The following is a 21,281-nucleotide window of genomic DNA, read 5'->3' on the forward strand; positions in this document are numbered from 1 at the left end:
ACAAAATCCCAAGCCATCACAGCCAGAAAAAACAAAGCCCCGCTTCCTAGGTCAGAGTGCGAGGCTTTGGATTCAAAAAAGCTCTTATTTTTCTTTCAACTCTAAAGTCAAATATATTTCTCTCGACTCCTCTTCTTTTATAAGACAAGCCTGAGCATTGTACCCACAATAATCCCTATTTAACTCTTTGTTCCAGCTAGTTTTAATTTTTTCCGCTATGGATAAAACCACTTGGAAATCAACTCCTTCAAATACCGATGTTAAGTCAATTAGGTTAACCCAGTATGAAATTTCGCCATTGCTTTTATTAGCTTTTTCCAAGGATTCATGTTTATCAGAAGAATATAACTCCTAGACAAACAGAACCCCATGAACTTCTTTAAACTTTGGTCTAAAAATAGAGTCAATTGCCAACACTAAATCTGGTGCAACATTTTCATTGCTAAATAATGCATGAATATAATCAAATACATTCACATTTGTATTTACTGACTTAAACTCTTCTATGCTAAACACATTTTCTATCCTTTTGGAATTTCATCTTCTCTCGGTGGGCGGACTTCCTATTTACTAGGAAATTGTTCACCAGTATTAGGGTTTGTATTTAACTTATTTTCCTTAACATTTGGCCTTGGTATTCCACCATGATCTTGACCGCTACCTCTATACTGCTTAAATGTTCCATCACCATTATGAGTTGTATATTGTCCATCCACACCGGGTTTTTCAACTATTGAATGCGGCCTACCTTCTGCTTCTGGTAAAGCGTCTGGTCTTGAACTTCTAGACTTAATGCAATTGTGAACAAGAACATTTTTCTTCGTGACGTAGTACGTGTGAAAGTCAGCAACAGTAAAGTTATATGTTAAATAGAGACGTTGTTCATCAATAACACTAACAACTTTCATAGAGCCGTGACCATCAGTTTCGACCAAGTCACCAACTTCTAGTTCGATAGTCTGCTTCCAACCTTTCCCAACAACATAGAAAGGGTGAGCATCTGTAGCTTCTATTTTTTGCTCAAAGCCTTCTTCTCCAAGCAAATTGATTTCGAAAATACCACGATCTGGTTCTACAAAAATTTTGGTAACAGGCTTCCATTCTTGTTCTCCTGTATCAGTATTTTTTACCCAAAGCTTCTCACCCAGTTTTACATCTTCAATGTTCTTGTAGCCATCCTCAGTTAAAACCTGAGTTCCAGCAACAAAGCAGCAACTACCGCCCTTTATAACCTTGGCTAGCCTTTTAGCTTTTTGAACAGTTTTGGCAGGGTTTAGTACACCAACTGCTGCATCAGTGACCGCCCCGCCAAGATTTAGTGATCCTGTTTCGGCATAGTTAAGCGCAGCACCGAATGCAACATCTGCAACAAACTTGACAGCAAAGTTTACAAACTCACCGTCTGGATCTGTGTACTTATAAGGGTTGTTGTTCGCGTATGCGTAACGATTGAATCCATGTGCAATGCTATTGCCACGGCTCATATGCCCCAAAGCATCTACAGGATCATTCGAATAAAAACGACCAATCACTGGATCATAGTATCGTGCCTGCATATAAACAAGGCCGTTATCATCTTCAACGTGTCCGGTAAAACCCAATGCGCCTGATTTTGCAGCTGGGGTATTTAACGAAAGTCCAAAATGGTAAGTTTTGATCACGCCATAACAAACCAAAATCAGATGGTTTAGGCTGTAGTATTTGGCTAAATTGGGAACTTGATGGATCTACTAAACTGCCTTTGCTCTCGACTCGCGCAACTAACGTATCACCCAAGCGTATATAGTCAGTGTGCGAATCACTTTTAACAAAAACGCTAATTTTATACAACCAATTCATACTGCCAGCCAATTTGAGCTTGTTAAACAAGCAATTGTATGGTATTTATACACCCTCTAAGCAAACTATTTTTTGCAGGCAAGTATTTTTACGATGAATTTTATTATTATGATTAACCTATTAGTCGTCAACGTGGTGGTGGTCGTCACTAAACTGCGAGGGCTGAGTTTGGCTTAATCATAATAACGCCAGATAGTATTTAGCCCTCGCGTCGAAAGACTCGGGGGCTTTTTGTTATCAGGCCTGAATTAAAATAAAGGGTAGGTTATGACCGGCGCAGAACTGGTTTTAAAAGTATTACAGCAACACGGCATTAAACACGTATTTGGTTACCCAGGCGGGGCTATTATGCCCATTTACGATGCTTTATATGATTCGGATGTCGAGCACTTTTTATGTCGCCACGAACAAGGCGCTGCATTTTCGGCAGTCGGCTACGCGCGCTCCACGGGAAAAGTCGGTGTGTGCATGGCCACATCAGGACCCGGTGCAACCAACCTAGTGACGGGGTTGGCGGATGCTATGTTAGATTCTGTACCCGTGGTTGCTATTACCGGTCAAGTATTTAGCAGCCTTATTGGAACGGATGCGTTCCAAGAGATGGATGTGCTTGGCATGTCTTTGTCTATTACTAAACATAGCTTTTTAGTACAAAACATAGACGAGCTCGCCGACGTGCTGCACCAAGCTTTTGAGCTGGCACAATCGGGTCGTCCTGGCCCTGTTTTGGTTGATATCCCCAAAGATATTCAAGTGGGCGCAACCGACTTTGAACCTTACCCAGTTAAAGAAATTAACGCGCGCAAAGCAGATTCAGCCGAAATTCAAAGCGCTCGTGAGCTCATCGAACAAGCACAAAAACCACTGTTTTACGTTGGTGGTGGTGTTGGTGCAGCGGATGCTTTAAGCGAGTTAGAAGCCTTATTGAACACGACACAAATTCCGGCAATTTCAACCCTTAAAGCTTTGGGATCAGTACCATCTGACTATGCGTACAATATGGGTTTTGTTGGTATGCACGGTAATCAAGCAGCCAACTTAGCGGTACAAGAATGTGACTTGCTGATTTGTACCGGCGCACGATTCGACGACCGAGTGACGGGCAAGTTAGATACCTTTGCCCCAGAAGCCAAAGTGATTCATTTAGACATAGATGCCGCTGAAGTAGGTAAACTTAGACAAGCCGATGTATCCATTTTGGCAGACTTTAAAGATTTATTACCTCAATTGGCGGTTAAAGCAGATATCAATAGTTGGCAACAACATTGCCAAGCATTAAAAGCCGAATATGCATGGCGCTATGATTATCCAAATAAAGATATTTATGCACCTGCGCTGTTAAATCAGTTAAGCCAACGTTTACCGCAAGATCATGTGGTAAGTTGTGATGTTGGCCAGCACCAAATGTGGGTTGCACAACATATGTTATTTAGTTCACCTCGCAACCACTTATCTAGCGGTGGGGCTGGTACTATGGGTTTTGGTTTACCGGCTGCCATTGGTGCTCAAGTAGCAAGACCCGACAGTGTTTCTGTCGTGGTGTCTGGCGATGGTTCTTTTATGATGAATGTGCAAGAGCTTGGCACCATTAAACGCTTTAACTTGCCAGTTAAAATTGTGCTATTAGATAACCAGCGCTTAGGTATGGTTAAACAATGGCAAGAGCTGTTTTTTGACGAGCGTTATTCAGAAACGAATTTAAGTGACAATCCAGACTTTGTCACATTAGCAAAAGCGTTTAATATAGCGTCTTTAAGCATTAGTCAAAGTGATCAGGTAGAATCTGCCATCGACACTATGATTAATCATCAAGGTCCGTTTTTATTACACGTACAAATTGACGATAAAGCCAATGTTTGGCCATTAGTGCCACCGGGCAAAGCAAATCAAGAAATGTTGGAGGGCAACGCATGACACATACTTTATACCTGACCACTCAATCACGACCTGAAGTCATGGAACGTGTGTTACGCGTGGTTCGCCATCGAGGTTTTGCACTAGAAGCCGTCAATATGCAAAACAATACAGACAATCAGCAATTAGTGATCCAGCTAACCGTCAGTGGCGAGCGCCCTATTACTAATTTAAAAAACCAGCTTGAAAAATTATATGATGTGTCGGAGCTCGCGCTAAAAAACAACATATCAGATAATAACAAAGCAGTCGCAATCAACGCATAACTTCAGGATACATACATAATGAGTAACTCGAATTTTCCGGAATTAATTTGGTACAACGGTAAAGTCATTCCATGGCAAGACGCCACAGTGCATATTGTTTGTCATGCCATCCATTATGGATCATCTGTATTTGAAGGGGTGCGTTGTTATGACACACCAAAAGGCCCAGCTATTTTTCGTTTAGCTGAGCATACCCGACGTTTATTTGATTCAGCCAAAATATATCGTTTTGATATTCCTTACACGGCTGACGAAATCAACCAAGGCTGCAAAGACATTGTTAAAGCAAATGGTTTTAAAAGTGCTTATTTACGTCCGTTCGCGTTTATGGGCGCACACAACTTAGGTTTAAATCCACCTAAAGTGCCATTAGAAACATCAATCATTGCGTTAAACTGGGGTTCTTATTTAGGCGAAGAAAGTTTAGAACAAGGTGTTGATGCGGCGGTAACTTCCTGGAATCGTTTAGCCCCCAATACCATGCCAACAGGTGCAAAAGCGGGTGGTAACTACTTATCTTCTATCTTGATTACCACAGAAGCTAAGCGTCATGGTTATGTAGAAGGCATTGGCCTTGACCATAACGGCTATGTTTCTGAAGGTGCAGGCGAAAACTTATTTGTTGTACGCGACGGCGTCATCAGCACTCCGCCATTAACTTCAGGTATTTTACCCGGTATTACCCGTGGCACTTTAATCACTTTAGCCGAAGAGATGGGTTACAAAGTGGTTGAGCAAGCGCTGCCACGTGAAGCTTTATATTTAGCCGACGAAGTATTTATGTGTGGTACCGCAGCCGAAGTTGTGCCGGTCCGTAGCGTTGACCAAATTCAAGTTGGGGATGGCAAACGTGGCCCTATCACCGAAAAAATTCAGAAAGCCTACTTTGGATTATTTAACGGTACAACCGAAGATAAATGGGGTTGGTTGGATTACATCAACGATTAATCCGCCCTTGAATGCCTGCTTCAGGCCCCAAGATCAATAGTTAATAAGTAAGGCAGGCCCAGCGCCTGCTTTTGCATTTTAAAAGATATGCATTAAATGCAGTGGAGAAGACAATGCCAAAGCTCAGATCAGCAACAACAACTCAAGGCCGTAATATGGCCGGCGCACGCGCGTTGTGGCGCGCAACAGGTATGAAAGATGAAGACTTTAACAAACCTATTATTGCGGTTGCTAACTCCTTCACCCAATTTGTACCAGGCCATGTACACTTAAAAGACATGGGCCAACTGGTTGCCCGCAGCATCGAAGCAGCCGGTGGTGTTGCAAAAGAATTTAATACCATTGCGGTCGATGACGGCATCGCTATGGGTCATGGCGGCATGTTATACAGCTTGCCGTCGCGTGATTTAATCGCTGACTCAGTTGAATACATGGTCAATGCACACTGTGCCGATGCACTTGTATGTATTTCTAACTGTGACAAAATCACACCGGGCATGTTAATGGCTGCAATGCGATTAAACATCCCAGTTGTGTTTGTTTCAGGCGGTCCTATGGAAGCCGGTAAAACTAAATTATCTGATCAAATTATCAAGCTGGATTTAGTGGATGCCATGATCCAGGGTGCAAACCCAGACGTTTCAGACGAGCAAAGTGAACAAGTTGAACGTTCAGCTTGCCCTACTTGTGGTTCTTGCTCGGGCATGTTCACTGCAAACTCGATGAACTGCTTAACCGAAGCACTTGGTTTATCTTTACCTGGTAATGGTTCTATGCTCGCCACCCACGCCGACCGTGAGCAATTATTTAAACGTGCAGGTAGCTTGATTGTTGAATTATGTGAGCGCTATTACAAAAACGATGACGCTACGGCCCTGCCACGTAACATTGCAACCCGCGAAGCTTTTGAAAATGCAATGGCACTCGATATTGCAATGGGTGGTTCAACCAATACCGTATTACACTTGTTAGCGGCTGCACAGGAAGGTGATGTAAACTTCAACATGTCGGATATCGACCGTATGTCGCGACAAATACCCAACTTAAGTAAAGTTGCACCGGCCACGCAAAAATATCATATGGAAGATGTTCACCGTGCAGGTGGTGTTATGGGTCTGTTAGGTGAATTAGATCGGGCTGGTTTATTAAACAAACAAGTAAACCATATCCTAGGTGGCACTATGCCTGAGGTATTAGCCAAGTGGGATATCATGCAAACCCAAGACGAAGCAATCGAAACCTTTTATGCCGCTGGCCCTGCAGGTATCCGCACGACACAAGCCTTTTCACAAGACTGCCGCTGGCCATCGCTGGATAAAGACAGAGCCAATGGCTGTATTCGCAGCTTAGAAAACGCCTATAGCCAAGAAGGTGGTTTAGCTGTATTAGAAGGTAATATTGCATTAGACGGCTGTATTGTAAAAACCGCAGGGGTTGAAGAAGAAATTTGGAAATTCACTGGCCCAGCGATTGTTTTTGAAAGCCAAGAAGATGCTGTTGATGGCATCTTGAACGACAAAGTTAAAGCCGGTGATGTGGTAGTTATCCGTTATGAAGGCCCTAAAGGGGGTCCTGGCATGCAAGAAATGTTATACCCAACCACTTTCCTTAAATCTAAAGGTTTAGGTAAAAAATGTGCGTTAATTACTGATGGACGTTTTTCTGGTGGTACATCCGGTTTATCTATCGGTCACGTTTCTCCAGAAGCAGCCAGTGGTGGGACAATCGGCTTGGTTGAAAACGGCGATATGATAGAAATAGATATTCCAGCGCGCAGCATTCAACTTAAGCTTGACGAAGAAGAACTGGCACAAAGACGTCAGGCTCGTGAACAAAAAGGTTGGAAGCCAGAAAATCGCCAGCGCGAAGTTTCTTTTGCATTAAAAACCTTTGCCATGTTTGCCACCAGCGCTGATAAAGGTGCCGTGCGTGATCGCAGCAAATTAGAAGACTGAGGAATAATGAGCCAAATAGAATCACAACAACCGAGTGCGCAGGAATACCTGCGCAAAATACTCACCGCACCTGTTTATGATGTGGCTAAAAATACTGATCTAAACTTTATGCCGGCATTGTCTAAGCGGCTTGGCCATGACGTTTGGTTAAAACGTGAAGATCAGCAACCAGTCAAATCGTTTAAACTCCGCGGTGCGTATAACAAAATCGCTAATTTAAGCCAAGCCGCCAAACAACGCGGTGTGATCACAGCGTCTGCGGGTAATCATGCACAAGGCGTTGCACTCTCGGCGAATAAAATGCAGGTTAAAGCAACCATTGTCATGCCTGAAACCACGCCTGACATTAAAGTAGATGCCGTACGCCGTTTTGGTGGTGATTGGGTTGATGTGATTTTAATTGGCCGCAGCTTTGACGTGGCCAGTGGCCACGCTCAATCTTTAGCAAAAGAGCATGGTTATACTTATGTACCGCCATTTGATGACGCTGACGTCATTGCCGGCCAAGGCACGATTGCCAAAGAGCTTTTTGACAGCAAACGCGACCTCGACATGGTTTTTGTAGCTGTTGGGGGTGGTGGGTTAGCAGCAGGTATTGCAGTTTATCTTAAACAGCTTAAACCTAATATTAAAATCATTGCTGTGGAATCTGACGAGTCTGCTTGTTTGCAAAAAGCCATGCAAAGCGGTCAGCGTGAACCCTTGGACAGAGTGGGTATTTTTGCGGACGGTGTAGCGGTTAAAATCATCGGCGAAGAACCCTTCCGGTTATGTCAGCAATACGTTGACGAGGTGATCACAGTCTCCAGCGATGAAATTTGTGCCGCCATTAAAGATACTTTTGATGACACCCGCGCTATTGCTGAGCCAGCGGGTGCTATCTCGGTGGCTGGTATAAAAAAATGGTTGAGTCAAAACACCCCGCAACAAAAAATGCAACTTGGGGCTATTTTATGTGGTGCTAATATCAATTTTCATACCTTGCGCTATGTTTCAGAACGTAGTGAGCTCGGTGAGAAAAAAGAAGCCATCATTGCAGCCACTATTCCAGAGCAAAAAGGTGCATTTAAGCACTTTTGTGAAGTGCTAGGCGGTCGCACTATCACCGAATTTAACTACCGTTATGCGCCCACTAAAAACGCACATATTTATGTTGGTTTAAAGCTAAAAGATCGCGAAACCGAGCTTAAGCAAGTGGCTAATGAGTTAGAAAAAAACCAAATTAACTGGTTTGACTTATCCGACAACGAAGTGGCTAAACTCCATGTTCGACATATGGTCGGTGGCCGCTCAGCTAACTTAAATAACGAAAGAATATTCAGTTTTGATTTTCCTGAATACCCGGGCGCTTTAATGAGCTTTTTAAGCACTTTAGGCACTCGCTGGAATATCACTTTATTTCATTACCGCAACCATAGTGCCGCTAGCGGTATGGTATTAGCTGGATTTGATGTACCAGATAATCAAATTAACGATTTATTAGCGCATTTAGACCAAATTGGTTATCGCTATAACGATGAAACTGATAATCCCGCTTATGCATTCTTTTTAAAAGCTGACAGTGAATGAGCTTTGACGCAGTGGCACAAAAAATGTGACTGCGTCTTTATTTCTGAACTCAATACTCACTTTATAAAAATTGAATAAATTTTATTCGTTTAAATGATTTAATTTTTCTGTAAATGCCTTATCCTTTGCACTAAGCAAATCAGAACGTTTTAAGTGTCAGGGACTATGACTCAGCAGCCAATAAAATCTTTATCCAGAATACTGCGTACCTGGCAAAACAGGCTAGCGCTCTGTCTATTGATTTTTAGCGTGTCAATCTGGACTCTTTGGAGTTGGAACCGCATTTCGCTTAACCAACAACATATAGAGTCCAGCTTAACCATGCTTACTTCTATCCAATCACCATCGGTAGAAACCTTAACTGAAATGTTAAGCCAATTGCACAGGGTTAACCAAGTAAGCTATCAGTTTAACAATAAAAGCAATGAAATTAATAAGTTAAGACCAGCAAAATGGCTTAGCATAGAATTCAGCAGCCCTGTTTACCGAGTGTCTGAAACCATGCAGTTTCAGGTTAACTATACAGTGTTAGACAAATCAACTTTAGTCACCAGTTTAGTGGTGTTGATATTCGTCTGCGGAGCAGGATTTGTCGTTTTGTATTTAAGCGTTAATCGAATGCGAACAAATTTTACTCATATAGAGCGAAAAGCCCGCCGCTTGTTCCACACCCAAATCAAACGTCGAAGCACAGATCTATCCGCCTCGATCAATGTATTTGAGGTAATTAACAGCCTATTAGAAGAGTTGGTTAAATCACGTAGCGATCAGGCTCGAATTGATAAATTTTTTCGCGCACAAAGTTTTTTAGATCCACAAACAGGTATAGGCAACCGGGTATTTTTCGAAAACCATTTAGGGGCTTTGCTCAGCAGCCAAGAGGTTGATGAATCTGGCGCATTAGTACGTATTCGGATGCAAGACCTGGAATTATTAATTGAAAAAAATAAAGCGGGTGCGACCGAGTTTTTAAGTCAGTTTACCGAAACCATCAATCAGCTCATCAAACGCCACCCAGACTGGGTATTCGCCCGCTTTTCTGAACAAAGTTTTGTGATTTTAACCAGCAATATAGGCGACCGAGAAACGGAAAAATTCTGCAAAAACTTATTTAACCATCTAAGTCAACTACGCCCTATGTACCCTATGCAAAGCGATAATTGGCTACATATAGGTGTCGCTAGGTATCAGCCCGGAGATAGCCGTGCTTCGGTTATGCAAGAAACAGATTCAGCAGTTCGTGCGGCCCAGTTGCAAAATATCAATAGCTGGGTGATGTACGAGCAAGGACAGAACCCACCCACTGCAAACATGGGCTCAGTGCAATGGCGTACACTTTTAGAGAGCCGCTTGCAGCGCGGCGAGCTGACCATTATTTATCAGCCAGTCGTTCAAATCACCGGCAATGGCACTCAGCTTCATCATTATGAAACCCTATTAAGGTTAGCTGACAAGCAAGGTAATTTATTAAACGCCCCAGTTTTTATGCCGCAAGCAAGCCAATGTGGCTTGCAAATCGCGTTTGAAAAACTTGCGTTAAACAAAATATTATCGCGTGTAAAAAGTGAACTACAAGAGCCACAAAAATTTAGCATCAACCTGAGCGAAGATGCCTTAATGAATGATGAATTTAAATACTGGTTAATTCACGAACTCACACAAACGCCTGCGCTCTGCCAGCACTTAATGTTTGAGATTTCGGAGTCTGTCGTTTGTAAAGAAAACGAGCAGATAGAAGACTTTATTAACCAAATGAGTATTATGAAAGTGACTGTAATAGTTGATCAAGTGGGTCGTTTCCCGCACAACTCCGACTATTTAAACCATCTACCCATTGCACTGGTTAAACTGCACTCGAGTATTATTCGCAATCTGCAACAGAAAACCGAAAACCAAATATTTATTCGCAGTTTACAAGGCGCTTGTATGACTCGGGATATTGATGTGTTTGCGTTTGGCGTTGAGAGTGAAGCTGAATGGCAAACCATTATCAAACTCAATTTAGGCGGTGCCCAAGGCAATTATTTTAATCAACCGAATGCAGGCCAGTATCTGCCAGAAATTCAGAGCTTAACTTCTGCCTCTCAATAAACCCTTGCCACCCTTGTAAGCCCCCTGTGTGCAATAGTACTGCGGTATCGTTAGCGGTTAACTCTTGCTGTGCATACTTGATAAATGCCAACCACATCTTACTGGTATAAATAGGGTCTAATAAAATTTTATGCTGAAGATAAAAATCCTTCACCGCGGCCAGTAAATCCTGATTAATTTTTCCAAAACCACCTTGGTGCGCGTCTAATAACAAGGTCCAGTTGTCACCATGTAAACGCCCTGTTTGTTGTTCGATTATAGGGATTAAATAAGCTGCATTTTTTAAAGCGGCAACGCCAATGATTTTACAACTAACAGGGGCCGCTTTAATTAAGCCGCTAATTGTCGCCGCGCTACCCACTGGACAAAAGATATAACTAGGTTGGATCTCTTCTAGCTCGGGAATAATTTCTCCAACGCCTTGCATTGCCCTGGCTCCAAAGCCCCCTTCTGGCAATACCACTGCATTATCAAACCTTTTTGCTAATTGAGTTAAATAGGCTTTATCGGTACGCTTTCTGTATTCAACCCGGTCAACAAAGTGCAACCGCATTGACCATTTTTGGCAATCTTGCAAGGTTTGACTTAACTTAATATCACTGTCGCCACGCACAATCGCGTGACAACGAATACCGAGCTGCCTGGTGGCAAATGCAAGCGCATGTAAATGATTGCTATAAGCACCACCAAAACTGAGCACAGCACGATTTGGATCGTGATTTTGCAAAAAATATTTCAGCTTACGCCATTTATTACCCGACACATAAGGATGCAGTAGATCATCTCGCTTAATATACACTTTTGCACCGGCTGCCAAGGAGCTTAGGCCTGATAGTGCCTGTAACGGGCTATTATATTGACTGAACAAAACACACTCTGATTTATGTTAATTAACCGCTAGTATAATCTTTTTAATCTCTTTTTGTTTACCCAAACCCTGTTTTAACGGTAATCTATTTACAACTAGACAACAAAAAGGAATATCCATGAAGCTCGAATCTCTTGCGCTACATCACGGCTACACATCAGAAGCAACTACTAAAGCTGCGGCTGTGCCAATTTACCAAACCACTTCTTATACCTTCGATGATACCCAACATGGTGCTGATCTTTTTGATCTCAAAGTCGCTGGTAATATTTATACTCGTATTATGAACCCAACGAACGATGTGTTGGAACAAAGAGTCGCAGCAATGGAAGGCGGCATCGCCGCGTTGGCCGTTGCGTCAGGAATGGCAGCCATTACCTACTCTATTCAGTGTTTATGCAAAGCAGGTGATAATATCGTGAGTACGAGCCAACTGTATGGTGGTACGTACAATCTTTTTGCACATACGTTCCCAGCTCAAGGTATTGAAGTGCGTATGTGCTCGCATGACGATTATGATGCATTTGAAGCCGCGATAGATGAAAATACCAAAGCAGTATTTTGTGAGTCTATCGGCAACCCGGCCGGCAATATCGTCGATTTACAAAAGCTGTCTGAAATCGCGCATAAACATGGGGTGCCTTTAATTGTTGATAATACTGTAGCAACCCCATTTTTATGCCGTCCGTTTGAACACGGTGCGGATATTGTAGTGCACTCGTTAACCAAATATATTGGTGGTCATGGTACGAGTGTTGGTGGCATTATCGTCGACTCGGGTAAATTTGACTGGACTGCCGATAAAAAACGTTTTGCTATCCTTAATGAACCAGATCCTTCGTATCATGGTGTAGTCTACACCGAAGCTTTAGGCGAAGCTGCTTACATTGGCCGTTGTCGTGTGGTGCCACTGCGCAATACAGGTTCAGCTTTATCACCTATGAATGCCTTTCAAATTATGCAAGGTTTAGAAACTTTAGGTTTGCGTATGGAGCGTCACTGCGAAAATGCAGAAAAGCTGGCGGCTTTCTTACAGCAACATGATAAAGTTAACTGGGTAAACTATGCTGCGCTTCCTGATAGCCCGTATAACGAAAGCTGCCAAAAAATTACCGCAGGCAAAGCCTCTGGTATCTTAAGTTTTGGCATTAAAGGGGGGGTTAAATCAGGTGCTGAGTTTATTGATGCATTGCAAATGATTTTACGTTTAGTCAATATTGGTGATGCCAAATCATTAGCTTGTCACCCAGCTTCAACCACCCATCGCCAGCTGAATAAAGACGAATTAGCTGCGGCAGGTGTCAGTGAAGATCTTGTCCGTATTTCGGTCGGGATCGAAGCGATAGATGATATTATTGCCGATGTGTCACAAGCTTTAGACAAGGTGAGTGCATAACCGTTATTTTTTACGACGGCTTGTTGCAATTCAAGCCGTCTAAAACTATAACTAAGCAGGAAGCAGAGCCCGCAGCAGTCAAGAGGAAGCTATGACGAACAGCCCGTTAATTCAACCCAGCAAAGAAACTCTAATCTACCGTCGTAGTTTTTCGTTTTTAAATGACCTGTCTAAATACCGAGACTCACTAAGTTTGTTATATGGTTTCAGCTCTATGCTGATAAAAGCGAAAGTGATTAGCTCGGCCACTATCTTTGAGGTACACCATAAACACGGGGACTATATTGGCAAAGTGGCCGATGCCAAAAGCTTAGTGTTTAACGAGATCATGGAAATGCCGTGGCAAGTTAAAGATAGCAAAGAGCCAATTAGTAGCGCGGTAGACAGCTTTTTAGCGCATCGCCCCGTTTCGCATCGTTTAGAAGGCAATAAACGCGAGATATTCTGTTTTCCTATTGTTCCCGAATTAGGTCAAGTGGGTTATTTATTGCAGTTAAATGTCGCTACCGCAATGCCGTTGGATCGTTTTTTATACCCGCATACTTTAGTTATCTTTCAAAATATGCTCAAGCTCTGCTGCAATATGGAACGAGACGTTAATACGGGTTTGTATAACCGCCAAGTGTTCGAAAGAACACTGGTTAAATTTGTCAAAGTCGGCGAAATTTTAACGCAACAAGCGATCCGCAATGCATTAAAAAAATCTTTGGTATTGCTCAATATTGACTTATTAGAGCGGGAAACCATGCCACTAGCCAACCTAGTTAAAACTGAAGTACAAATTGCGGATGCGTTGCGAGTTAATTTTAGAAACAGTGACCTTATTTTTAGAATATCTGACGAAGAATATATTATTCTTTTATTCAGCAATCAGGATGATGGTTGTCAAATTGCCACTGAGCGCTGCCGTGAGCGCCTGCAAACACTTAAAGTATTTGAACAACAAAAGGCCAATTTAACCAGTGCGCATTTGCCATTACTAGACGAAAAAAATGCAGCCAAAGTTTTTTCTAAATTGCGTTTGATGGTAAAAGAACAAATACAACAAGAAGACTCTGCAGAAGCTAAACAGAGCCCAGCCGATAAGGCTACCGATAAACCTACGCCTGCTTAGCCACCGGCTAACTTAACTTTGTAGCCTAGCTTTTCCAGCTCGCTTTTTATTAAATCCCTTTTATCCCCTTGAATCTCAATTACACCATCTTTGACCGAACCACCGGTGCCACATTTCTTTTTTAAAAGCTGGCCGATTTTTTTAATTTCTTTTGCATCGGCATCTATGCCCCGAACCGTGATCACACCTTTACCTTTGCGACCCGAGGTTTCCCGACGGATGCGGACATACCCATCGCTATATACTTCTGCTTTGGCAACTTCTTTTGGCTGCTCAATACGCCCTTTATCAGTACTGTAAACCAGTGTCATTTATCTCTCCTGCTGAATAATACGTTTTAACAGAGCCATTATATCATCTGCGCTTGTTAAGTCTTCAGCTTGCATAATCATGGTTTTACCTATTAATAATGCATGATATTCACAGCCAGCCCGCTGTTGAGATTGAGCAATAGTGTCTAATTCAGGAACATGCTCATAACCCACCACTCGTCGGATCATCTCGGTGCCAGCATAACCAATAGCATCTTGATTAATCTGCTGCAAAGCTTGATTCTGATAAGCGGCTAAACGAAAACCTTTATCGCGGGTCTCAGCTGCCATCAGGCGTGCAAACTCCGAGGTAAAAGTATTCCATAACAAACTTATCTGGTCTCTCAGATAAATTTGATATACCTCGGCCACATTTTTATCGGTTAAGCCCGGCTGAGCAACATAATTAAGTAATAAATGAGCTAACAAAGTACCTACATCAAAACTAATAGGCCCATAACAGCCAAATTCGCCGTTGATCACTTTAGTACCTGTTTCGGTCACTAAAATATTGTCGCTATGCAAATTGCCATGCAATAGCGTTTGATTTTGATTTAAAAATTTATACTTTAGCTGAGCGACCCGAATGTGCAAATCTTGATCAGACTGAATTAAATCTGCTTCATTAGCCATTAATAAATTATATTTATTGCGCTCATGGCGGTTATAAGGATCAGAAAAAACTAAATTTTCGGTGATCTGAAGCATTTGCGCATTCATAGTCTCGGCCACTTGCGCTTTTTTTTGCATTGACGGCACATAATAGTCTGAGTTAAAAAACGCAGCTCTGGCTAAATAAACGCCTAAATGTTCACCAGCAAAAGGGACTTGCTTGCGCTGCATCAATATTTGCCGCCAAGTTAAATGGTCAGATAAATCTTCTAAAACCAGCACGCCAAGTTTGCTATCCGCATGCAATAATTCAACGGTATATTGAGGGCACGCAAACGCATGCGCTCGCAAAACCTTAGTGGCGATTTCAGCTCGCTCCACGGTAAGTGGCCAAGGCGTACCTAAATAATCTTTTTTGGGTAAATACTGTTTAACAATCAATGAACGCTTAGTGTTTTCATCGACAACTTTAAACACTCGGTTTAAAACCCCGTCTCCAAGTGGTTTTGCCGACAACTGAGCATCGCTGGCAAAATAATTAAGCTCAGTACGGGCGTAATCAATTGCGCTTGCTTCGGTAAAAAATTTGTCCTCAGTCATAACTGGCCTTTATTTATGATAATTAGGGTATACAATACCGACTTTTGAACTCTGATTATACCTAAGTTCTGAGTAAAATAGGACTTAGCTCGTTTATTGCCTTTATGACTCTAAATCACACCACAGAATTTGCCCAACGAGTGGTCACTTGGTACCACCAAAATGGCCGAAAGCACCTACCCTGGCAGCAACAAAAGTCACTTTATAAAACTTGGTTATCAGAAATTATGTTGCAGCAAACCCAAGTGACTACTGTTATTCCTTACTTTAATCGTTTCATTGAGCGCTTTCCAAATATCGCTGCACTTGCCAATGCCAAACAAGACGAAGTTTTAAATCTCTGGAGTGGGTTAGGTTATTACGCCCGCGCCCGCAATTTACATAAAGCTGCAAAAGTTGCTGTCGAAAAACATCAAGGATTTCCAAATCAGTTTGAACAGGTGCTTGCGTTACCTGGGGTTGGCCGTTCAACCGCTGGGGCTATTTTATCGTTAACCGAAAATCAAGCATATGCAATTTTAGACGGCAACGTAAAACGGGTATTGTGCCGTTATTTTGCCATTACTGAGTGGCCCGGTAGCACTGCCATGCAAAAAAAATTATGGCAGCTCAGTGAATCAGTTACACCCGTTAAAGACGTTGCTTATTTTAACCAAGCGATGATGGATTTAGGCTCTGCAGTTTGTACGCGCAGCAAACCTAAATGTGAGCAGTGTCCGCTACAAAACAAGTGTCAGGCTTTTGCCCAAAAACTGACAAAAGTGCTCCCTAAACCGCGCCCTAAAAAAGAAAAACCTGTTAAAAATACCTTTATGTATTTACTTAAAGATGGACAAAATATCTTTTTAAATAAACGTCCACAAAGTGGAATTTGGGGGGGGCTGTACAGCTTTCCTGAATCAGACCGGCAACTAACCAGTAGTGAAATTGAGCGATTATTTAACGTTACAACCCAGCAGATAAAAACTTTTAAAACCTTTAGACACACTTTTACTCATTATCATCTAGATATTCAGGCAATATTAGTTGAAACTGGGCAAATAAAGCCGCAAGTTAATCAATCTGATGATCTGTGGCACCCGTTTTTTAAACCATTTAAATTTGGCTTGTGCAGACCTGCGCAGCAATTAATAGACTTGCTGGCAGACACTGATACAAATCAGCAAACAGAGGAAACCTAACATGTCACGAACTGTTTATTGTGAATTTTTAAAAAAAGAAGCTGACGGCTTAGATTTTCAGATGTACCCAGGAGAATTGGGCAAACGCATCTATGATAATATTTCGAAAGAAGCTTGGGGATTATGGCAAAAAAAACAAACCATGCTGATTAACGAAAAAAAGCTCAATATGATGAATCCAGACGATAGAAAACTTTTAGAAGCAGAAATGCAGGGCTTTTTATTTGAAGGCAAAGATGTTGAAATTGAAGGTTATACACCGCCAGAAAAATAAAGTTTTCTAGCGGCCAACAATAAAAGTTTGGCCGCCATTTGTGATAGCCTGTTAAGCATGTTTAGCAGGCTATCTATCCGCGTTAACCTGTTTACCAGACTACTTTATTTCGACCTGTTTCTTTGGCTTGATATAAAGCAATGTCGGCTCGTTTTAGCATGTTAGCCAGTGAGTCATTTGGCCCCTCACAAGCAGCAACGCCTATGCTCACGGTAAAAGGCACAGCTTCGTTTTGCCAATCAAAGTCAAAATCTTTGTCGGCGTAAATTTTTCGCAATCGTTCAGCCATCGCTTTTGCCTGTTCTAGATCTGTGTTTGGCATTGCTAATACAAATTCTTCGCCGCCTAAACGGGCAAATACATCTTTATGCCGTACTGTGTCACAGCCAACTTTGGCGAGCGCGCGCAGCACTTCATCCCCTACATCATGGCCATAATTATCATTGACCAATTTAAACTTATCTACATCCATTATTAGTAGCGAAAAGTTGCGATCTTCTTTCAAAAAGTCTTCTGACAATGCCGTAAATTCACGTCGGTTTGGCAACCCGGTTAAAGGGTCGGTTGCAGCTTGTTTTTCTAACAGATCCATTAAATGAACCCGGTCGGTAATATCGCGAATGACGGCAGTAAACTCTAATAAGCCATCCACATTGATTTTTGAAATCGCAATTTCAACTGGGATTTTAGAGCCGTCTTGATGCAAACCATATACTCGGTTACGTTCATCCATTTGCCGTGAACGAACTGGCGAGCGGGCAAATTTATGAATATAATCGGAGTGGTTTTTACGATACTCCATCGGAATAATTTTTTCGATTGGCTGATCCAATACTTCATCTTGCGAATAGCCAAACAAATCTTCAGCAGCACGGTTAAACAATGTAATTCTATGCTGCTGATCAATGGTGACAATCGCATCATAAGCAGCATTAACCACAGACCTGAAGCGAGAGGTACTGACTTCTAATTGATGTTGTAACAAGATTTTGGCGGTAATATCTAAGCCAGTGATCATCACTCCATTTACATCATCAGAATTATTACCAAAGTGAAAGGGTTTTAGTGATAATCGCCACCAGTGAGTACTGTCTTTTAAATCATAAGCCTGTTCAAGCTCCAGCGCTTCACCTGTATCAAAACACTCACGCACTTTTTGAATAAAGTCTCGGCGTGTATAGCTAGGAATAACAGACTCTAACGGAAACGGAAATTCACGCAAGACAGAGCGGCGCCCCCCTACCATATCAAAAAATAACTCATTGCACGCGGTAATAAAAAATTGTTCGGTTTTATCTTTTTTTATGATTGCAACACTAGATGCAAGTCCGTTAACAAAAACCTGTAAATCGTTCACCCTGTTTTCCATGTTACCCTCTACTACTTATTTTAGGCATTTATTTAATATAATCTTTATTAGAATAATATAGCCGAGATTTACCTTTAAACAACTCTAAACAAACACTGATGCCTTTTAAGCCACGCTGATCGACAATAAATAGATATGGAAACTGTACAGGTATACAGTTAAAATAGACATTTAACTTTTTATTTTTGTTTATGCAGTTATATATCGCTGAAAAACCAAGTTTAGGTCGCGCATTAGCCGATGCGCTGCCCGGTAGCGCCAAACGACATGACGGCTATATTCAACTTAGCGGCGGCGATATTGTGACCTGGTGTATAGGTCATTTGCTTGAGCAAGCCGCCCCCGATGCTTACGACCCTAAATACAAAAAATGGCAGAAGCAGGACTTACCTATTATTCCTGAACAGTGGCAATTAACCGTAAAAAGCACTACAAAAAAACAATTTAATGTTGTAAAAAAGCTTATTAAACAAGCACAAGTTATTATTAATGTGGGTGATCCTGACCGTGAAGGACAAATTTTAGTTGACGAGGTCATAAACTTTTGCGGCGCCAGCCAGCATCAAAAACAAACAGCCCTGCGCTGTTTAATTAGTGATTTAAACAAAACTGCGGTGCAAAAATCACTGGCCCAGTTAAAAGCCAATTCGGAGTTTAAAGCGTTAGCCACTTCTGCGCTTGCCCGCGCCCGTGCTGATTGGCTCTACGGCATGAATATGACCCGTATGTGCACACTCCAAGGGCAAAACTTTGGTTATCAGGGTGTTTTGTCAATCGGTCGTGTGCAGACACCTGTATTGGGTTTAGTCGTTGATCGCGATGCCCAAATTGACAATTTTGTTAGCAAGCCTTTTTATGAAGTAGTCGCAACATTTGCAACAGCAAAGCAGCAAGAATACCAAGCAAAATGGAAACCCAGTGACGCTTGTCAGCCTTATATGGATGAAGAAGGCCGTGTTTTAAACCGCAAACTTGCTGAGACCGTGGTTGCCAGAATAACTGGAAAAGCTGGCACTATTGTCCACCAGATTAAAAAAAATAGTCGTAAATCTCCGCCGTTGCCACATGCACTTTCTAGTTTACAAATAGAAGCTGGAAAAGTATTTTCTCTAAGTGCCCAAACAGTTCTTGATGTTTGCCAAAGCCTGTACGAAAAACATAAACTTATTACCTATCCACGCTCAGATTGTCGCCACTTGCCAAGTGCCCACCGCGCTGATAAAGAGACAGTCACCGCAGCGATTCAAACGGCAAACGAAGCTTTAAAAATAGCAGTGTTAAAGGCAGATCTCACCCTTAAATCAGCGGCTTGGAACGATAAAAAAGTGACCGCGCACCATGCCATTATTCCAACCAGTCGCGCTGCTGGTCAGGTGACATTAAATCAGCATGAAAAAAATGTGTATTTTTTAATTGCACGGGCCTATCTTGCCCAATTTTACCCAGCTGCCGAATACAGTGAAAAACAAATAGATACTCAAGTTGAAGGTGGTCTATTTGTAGCAAAACAAAAAGACTTAATCAAAGCAGGTTGGCTGCAACTCTATCAATCAAATCACGAAAAAAAGACCTCAATTGCCAACTTACCTAACGTCAAAAAAGGCGATCCGGTTAATTGCAAACATGCAGAAGTTTTAGACAAACAAACAACGCCACCAAAACGCTTTACCGATGCTACTTTGCTGGCGGCCATGACTGGAATTAGCCGTTATGTCAGCCAAGCAGACATTAAAAAGGTTTTAAAAGATACCGACGGCATTGGCACCGAAGCCACCCGCGCTGGCATCATAGAGTTATTGTTTAAACGAGGGTACCTAATTCGTAAAAACAAAGATATATATTCTACCGAAGTCGGTAAAAGTGTGATCAGGGCACTCCCTGAAAGTGTTGCTAAGCCTGATATGACAGCGATATGGGAAAATAAACTGGAAGCAATTTGCAATCAAAAATATGCTTACCCAGAGTTTATGAATACTATTACTAACCAATTGAAAACCCTGCTAGATGAGGTTTCTCAAGCCAACTTTTCGACATTGCGGGGTCAGGGTAAAGCGGCGAGCAAAAAACGCCGCCGCAATTTTAAGCCGAAAAAAAGAGCTTAAAGTCTTTTTAATTGGGCAACAAAACCATCCCGAGAGGCTTTAATGGATTGCATCGGTGTCATGCCTTCTGGATACTCTTCTTGTTCAATCACTAACCAGCGAGTGCCACCATATTTAACATCCGCTTTAACGAGCTCGGCCCAATCAAAATTGTCTTGTCCAATAATAACATTTTTGGCGTTATTGTTAGGTGATCGTACCTTTATATGAGTTGCCAACGTTCGGTTTGGGTAACGTTTAACATAGCTGATTGGATCTTTGCCAGCAAAATTAACCCAACCAACATCAAGCTGTAAACCCATATCTTCTGGTGTATTTTTGGCTAAATAGTCCCAGAAAGTCGCACCGTTAAAGTCAGCAAATTCTTGTGCATGATTATGGTATGACAAAATAAAACCCTGCGCTTTTAACTCAGCTGTTAAGCGAGTTAATAGTTCACTAAATGCGTCAATTTTGTCAGGGTTAAATGCTCGAGAATCCATAGGGATCATGATTAGATCAATCCCAAGCGTTTTTAAAAAATCTAACGTTTTTTGGCGCTCAGGCCCAGTTAGAATTTTGGTCGCAATATGTGCGCCGCTGGCTTGCAAACCGATAGAATCTAAAAAGGCTTTTAAACCCGCGGGATCATTTGCATAAGGCCCATAATCGCCGGCAAACTCGACCCCATCAAAACCCATTTTAGCGATCTCTCGTAAACTACCTTCAAAATCGGCTTTAACTGCATGCCTGACCGACCATAACTGAACCGATATCGGCGGCACATCGAGTGACGGAGTGTGTGATTGTTCATTGCCACTTTCGTCAGCATTTGAGCAGGCTTGCAGAAAAATGAAAACGGCTGCCATTAAACTTGATTGTAAAAATTTCAT

The 21,281-nt window shown here is 42.1% G+C and carries 19 protein-coding genes; 11 read left to right on the forward strand and 8 right to left on the reverse strand.

Features of this window, described 5'->3' with window-relative positions:
• Positions 1–84: 84 nt before the first annotated feature.
• The 3 genes from C727_RS0101875 to C727_RS19450 are packed head-to-tail and all read right to left on the reverse strand — an operon-like array spanning position 85 to position 1,661.
• Positions 85–321: a hypothetical protein gene (locus tag C727_RS0101875; protein WP_017443925.1), complete on the reverse strand. Its 237-nt coding sequence runs from the start codon at positions 319–321 to the stop codon at positions 85–87.
• A 30-nt stretch (positions 322–351) separates the two neighbouring features.
• Positions 352–516: a hypothetical protein gene (locus C727_RS19445; RefSeq protein WP_017443926.1), complete on the reverse strand. Its 165-nt coding sequence runs from the start codon at positions 514–516 to the stop codon at positions 352–354.
• 47 nt (positions 517–563) lie between these two features.
• Positions 564–1,661 carry a polymorphic toxin-type HINT domain-containing protein gene (locus C727_RS19450; protein WP_155949144.1) on the reverse strand — a complete coding sequence of 366 codons (1,098 nt, stop codon included), beginning with the start codon at positions 1,659–1,661 and terminating at the stop codon, positions 564–566.
• Between the two features lie 445 nt (positions 1,662–2,106).
• Between C727_RS19450 and ilvG the strand changes: the two genes are divergently transcribed.
• From ilvG to C727_RS0101920, 6 genes are all read left to right on the forward strand, one after another.
• A complete protein-coding gene (gene ilvG / locus C727_RS0101895; protein WP_017443929.1) occupies positions 2,107–3,753 on the forward strand; it encodes an acetolactate synthase 2 catalytic subunit in 1,647 nt (548 codons plus the stop codon).
• On the forward strand, positions 3,750–4,019 hold the full coding sequence (gene ilvM / locus C727_RS0101900) for an acetolactate synthase 2 small subunit (RefSeq protein WP_017443930.1): 270 nt from the start codon (positions 3,750–3,752) through the stop codon (positions 4,017–4,019). The genes ilvG and ilvM overlap by 4 nt, the downstream gene beginning before the upstream one ends.
• An 18-nt stretch (positions 4,020–4,037) precedes the next feature.
• Positions 4,038–4,967, forward strand: coding sequence for a branched-chain amino acid transaminase (locus C727_RS0101905; RefSeq protein WP_017443931.1), 930 nt, complete (start codon positions 4,038–4,040; stop codon positions 4,965–4,967).
• 113 nt (positions 4,968–5,080) lie between these two features.
• The gene (gene ilvD / locus C727_RS0101910; RefSeq protein WP_017443932.1) at positions 5,081–6,922 is read left to right on the forward strand and encodes a dihydroxy-acid dehydratase; all 1,842 of its coding nucleotides are present in this window, start codon (positions 5,081–5,083) and stop codon (positions 6,920–6,922) included.
• A gap of 6 nt (positions 6,923–6,928) precedes the next feature.
• A complete protein-coding gene (gene ilvA, locus C727_RS0101915) occupies positions 6,929–8,491 on the forward strand; it encodes a threonine ammonia-lyase, biosynthetic (RefSeq protein ID WP_017443933.1) in 1,563 nt (520 codons plus the stop codon).
• Positions 8,492–8,740: 249 nt separating this feature from the next.
• Positions 8,741–10,582, forward strand: a complete 1,842-nt coding sequence (locus C727_RS0101920) for an EAL domain-containing protein (protein ID WP_162131382.1) — start codon at positions 8,741–8,743, stop codon at positions 10,580–10,582.
• On the opposite strand, the gene C727_RS17800 is transcribed toward C727_RS0101920, so the two are convergent.
• On the reverse strand, positions 10,518–11,450 hold the full coding sequence (locus C727_RS17800) for a 1-aminocyclopropane-1-carboxylate deaminase/D-cysteine desulfhydrase (RefSeq protein WP_081579159.1): 933 nt from the start codon (positions 11,448–11,450) through the stop codon (positions 10,518–10,520). The genes C727_RS0101920 and C727_RS17800 overlap by 65 nt on opposite strands.
• Before the next feature lie 118 nt (positions 11,451–11,568).
• On the opposite strand from C727_RS17800, the gene C727_RS0101930 reads away from it, so the two are divergent.
• Positions 11,569–12,846 (forward strand): O-acetylhomoserine aminocarboxypropyltransferase/cysteine synthase family protein, encoded by a 1,278-nt coding sequence (locus tag C727_RS0101930; protein WP_017443936.1) that lies wholly within the window; start codon positions 11,569–11,571, stop codon positions 12,844–12,846.
• 91 nt (positions 12,847–12,937) lie between these two features.
• Positions 12,938–13,960, forward strand: coding sequence for a diguanylate cyclase domain-containing protein (locus tag C727_RS0101935; protein WP_017443937.1), 1,023 nt, complete (start codon positions 12,938–12,940; stop codon positions 13,958–13,960).
• Here C727_RS0101935 and C727_RS0101940 read toward each other — a convergent pair.
• Both C727_RS0101940 and mtnK read right to left on the reverse strand, forming a co-directional pair.
• Positions 13,957–14,271, reverse strand: coding sequence for an SUI1 family translation initiation factor (locus C727_RS0101940; protein WP_017443938.1), 315 nt, complete (start codon positions 14,269–14,271; stop codon positions 13,957–13,959). The two genes, C727_RS0101935 and C727_RS0101940, sit on opposite strands and share 4 nt — an antisense overlap.
• A complete protein-coding gene (gene mtnK / locus C727_RS0101945; RefSeq protein WP_017443939.1) occupies positions 14,272–15,483 on the reverse strand; it encodes an S-methyl-5-thioribose kinase in 1,212 nt (403 codons plus the stop codon).
• A 104-nt stretch (positions 15,484–15,587) separates the two neighbouring features.
• Here mtnK and mutY point away from each other — a divergent pair, with 104 nt between their 5' ends.
• Both mutY and C727_RS0101955 read left to right on the forward strand, forming a co-directional pair.
• Positions 15,588–16,664, forward strand: a complete 1,077-nt coding sequence (gene mutY, locus C727_RS0101950) for an A/G-specific adenine glycosylase (RefSeq protein WP_017443940.1) — start codon at positions 15,588–15,590, stop codon at positions 16,662–16,664.
• 1 nt (position 16,665) lies between these two features.
• Positions 16,666–16,938: an oxidative damage protection protein gene (locus C727_RS0101955; protein WP_017443941.1), complete on the forward strand. Its 273-nt coding sequence runs from the start codon at positions 16,666–16,668 to the stop codon at positions 16,936–16,938.
• Positions 16,939–17,029: 91 nt separating this feature from the next.
• Here C727_RS0101955 and C727_RS0101960 read toward each other — a convergent pair whose 3' ends face one another.
• Positions 17,030–18,295, reverse strand: a complete 1,266-nt coding sequence (locus C727_RS0101960; RefSeq protein WP_202803552.1) for a sensor domain-containing diguanylate cyclase — start codon at positions 18,293–18,295, stop codon at positions 17,030–17,032.
• Between the two features lie 203 nt (positions 18,296–18,498).
• Here C727_RS0101960 and C727_RS0101965 point away from each other — a divergent pair, with 203 nt between their 5' ends.
• Positions 18,499–20,409, forward strand: a complete 1,911-nt coding sequence (locus C727_RS0101965; protein WP_026052510.1) for a DNA topoisomerase III — start codon at positions 18,499–18,501, stop codon at positions 20,407–20,409.
• On the opposite strand, the gene C727_RS0101970 is transcribed toward C727_RS0101965, so the two are convergent.
• Positions 20,406–21,281 (reverse strand): sugar phosphate isomerase/epimerase family protein, encoded by an 876-nt coding sequence (locus C727_RS0101970; protein WP_017443944.1) that lies wholly within the window; start codon positions 21,279–21,281, stop codon positions 20,406–20,408. The genes C727_RS0101965 and C727_RS0101970 overlap by 4 nt on opposite strands.

Origin of the sequence: Gayadomonas joobiniege G7 (genome assembly GCF_000300815.1) — a bacterium.
Taxonomy (GTDB): domain Bacteria; phylum Pseudomonadota; class Gammaproteobacteria; order Enterobacterales; family Alteromonadaceae; genus Catenovulum; species Catenovulum joobiniege.

Bases quoted from the DNA above. Each gene is read 5' to 3' on its own strand.
- ilvD (WP_017443932.1), top strand. From the start codon at position 5,081: ATGCCAAAGCTCAGATCAGCAACAACAACTCAAGGCCGTAATATGGCC.
- C727_RS0101905 (WP_017443931.1), top strand. From the start codon at position 4,038: ATGAGTAACTCGAATTTTCCGGAATTAATTTGGTACAACGGTAAAGTC.
- C727_RS0101955 (WP_017443941.1), top strand. From the start codon at position 16,666: ATGTCACGAACTGTTTATTGTGAATTTTTAAAAAAAGAAGCTGACGGC.
- C727_RS0101970 (WP_017443944.1), bottom strand. From the start codon at position 21,281: ATGAAATTTTTACAATCAAGTTTAATGGCAGCCGTTTTCATTTTTCTG.
- mutY (WP_017443940.1), top strand. From the start codon at position 15,588: ATGACTCTAAATCACACCACAGAATTTGCCCAACGAGTGGTCACTTGG.
- ilvM (WP_017443930.1), top strand. From the start codon at position 3,750: ATGACACATACTTTATACCTGACCACTCAATCACGACCTGAAGTCATG.
- C727_RS0101930 (WP_017443936.1), top strand. From the start codon at position 11,569: ATGAAGCTCGAATCTCTTGCGCTACATCACGGCTACACATCAGAAGCA.
- mtnK (WP_017443939.1), bottom strand. From the start codon at position 15,483: ATGACTGAGGACAAATTTTTTACCGAAGCAAGCGCAATTGATTACGCC.
- C727_RS0101940 (WP_017443938.1), bottom strand. From the start codon at position 14,271: ATGACACTGGTTTACAGTACTGATAAAGGGCGTATTGAGCAGCCAAAA.
- C727_RS0101935 (WP_017443937.1), top strand. From the start codon at position 12,938: ATGACGAACAGCCCGTTAATTCAACCCAGCAAAGAAACTCTAATCTAC.
- C727_RS0101965 (WP_026052510.1), top strand. From the start codon at position 18,499: ATGCAGTTATATATCGCTGAAAAACCAAGTTTAGGTCGCGCATTAGCC.
- ilvA (WP_017443933.1), top strand. From the start codon at position 6,929: ATGAGCCAAATAGAATCACAACAACCGAGTGCGCAGGAATACCTGCGC.
- ilvG (WP_017443929.1), top strand. From the start codon at position 2,107: ATGACCGGCGCAGAACTGGTTTTAAAAGTATTACAGCAACACGGCATT.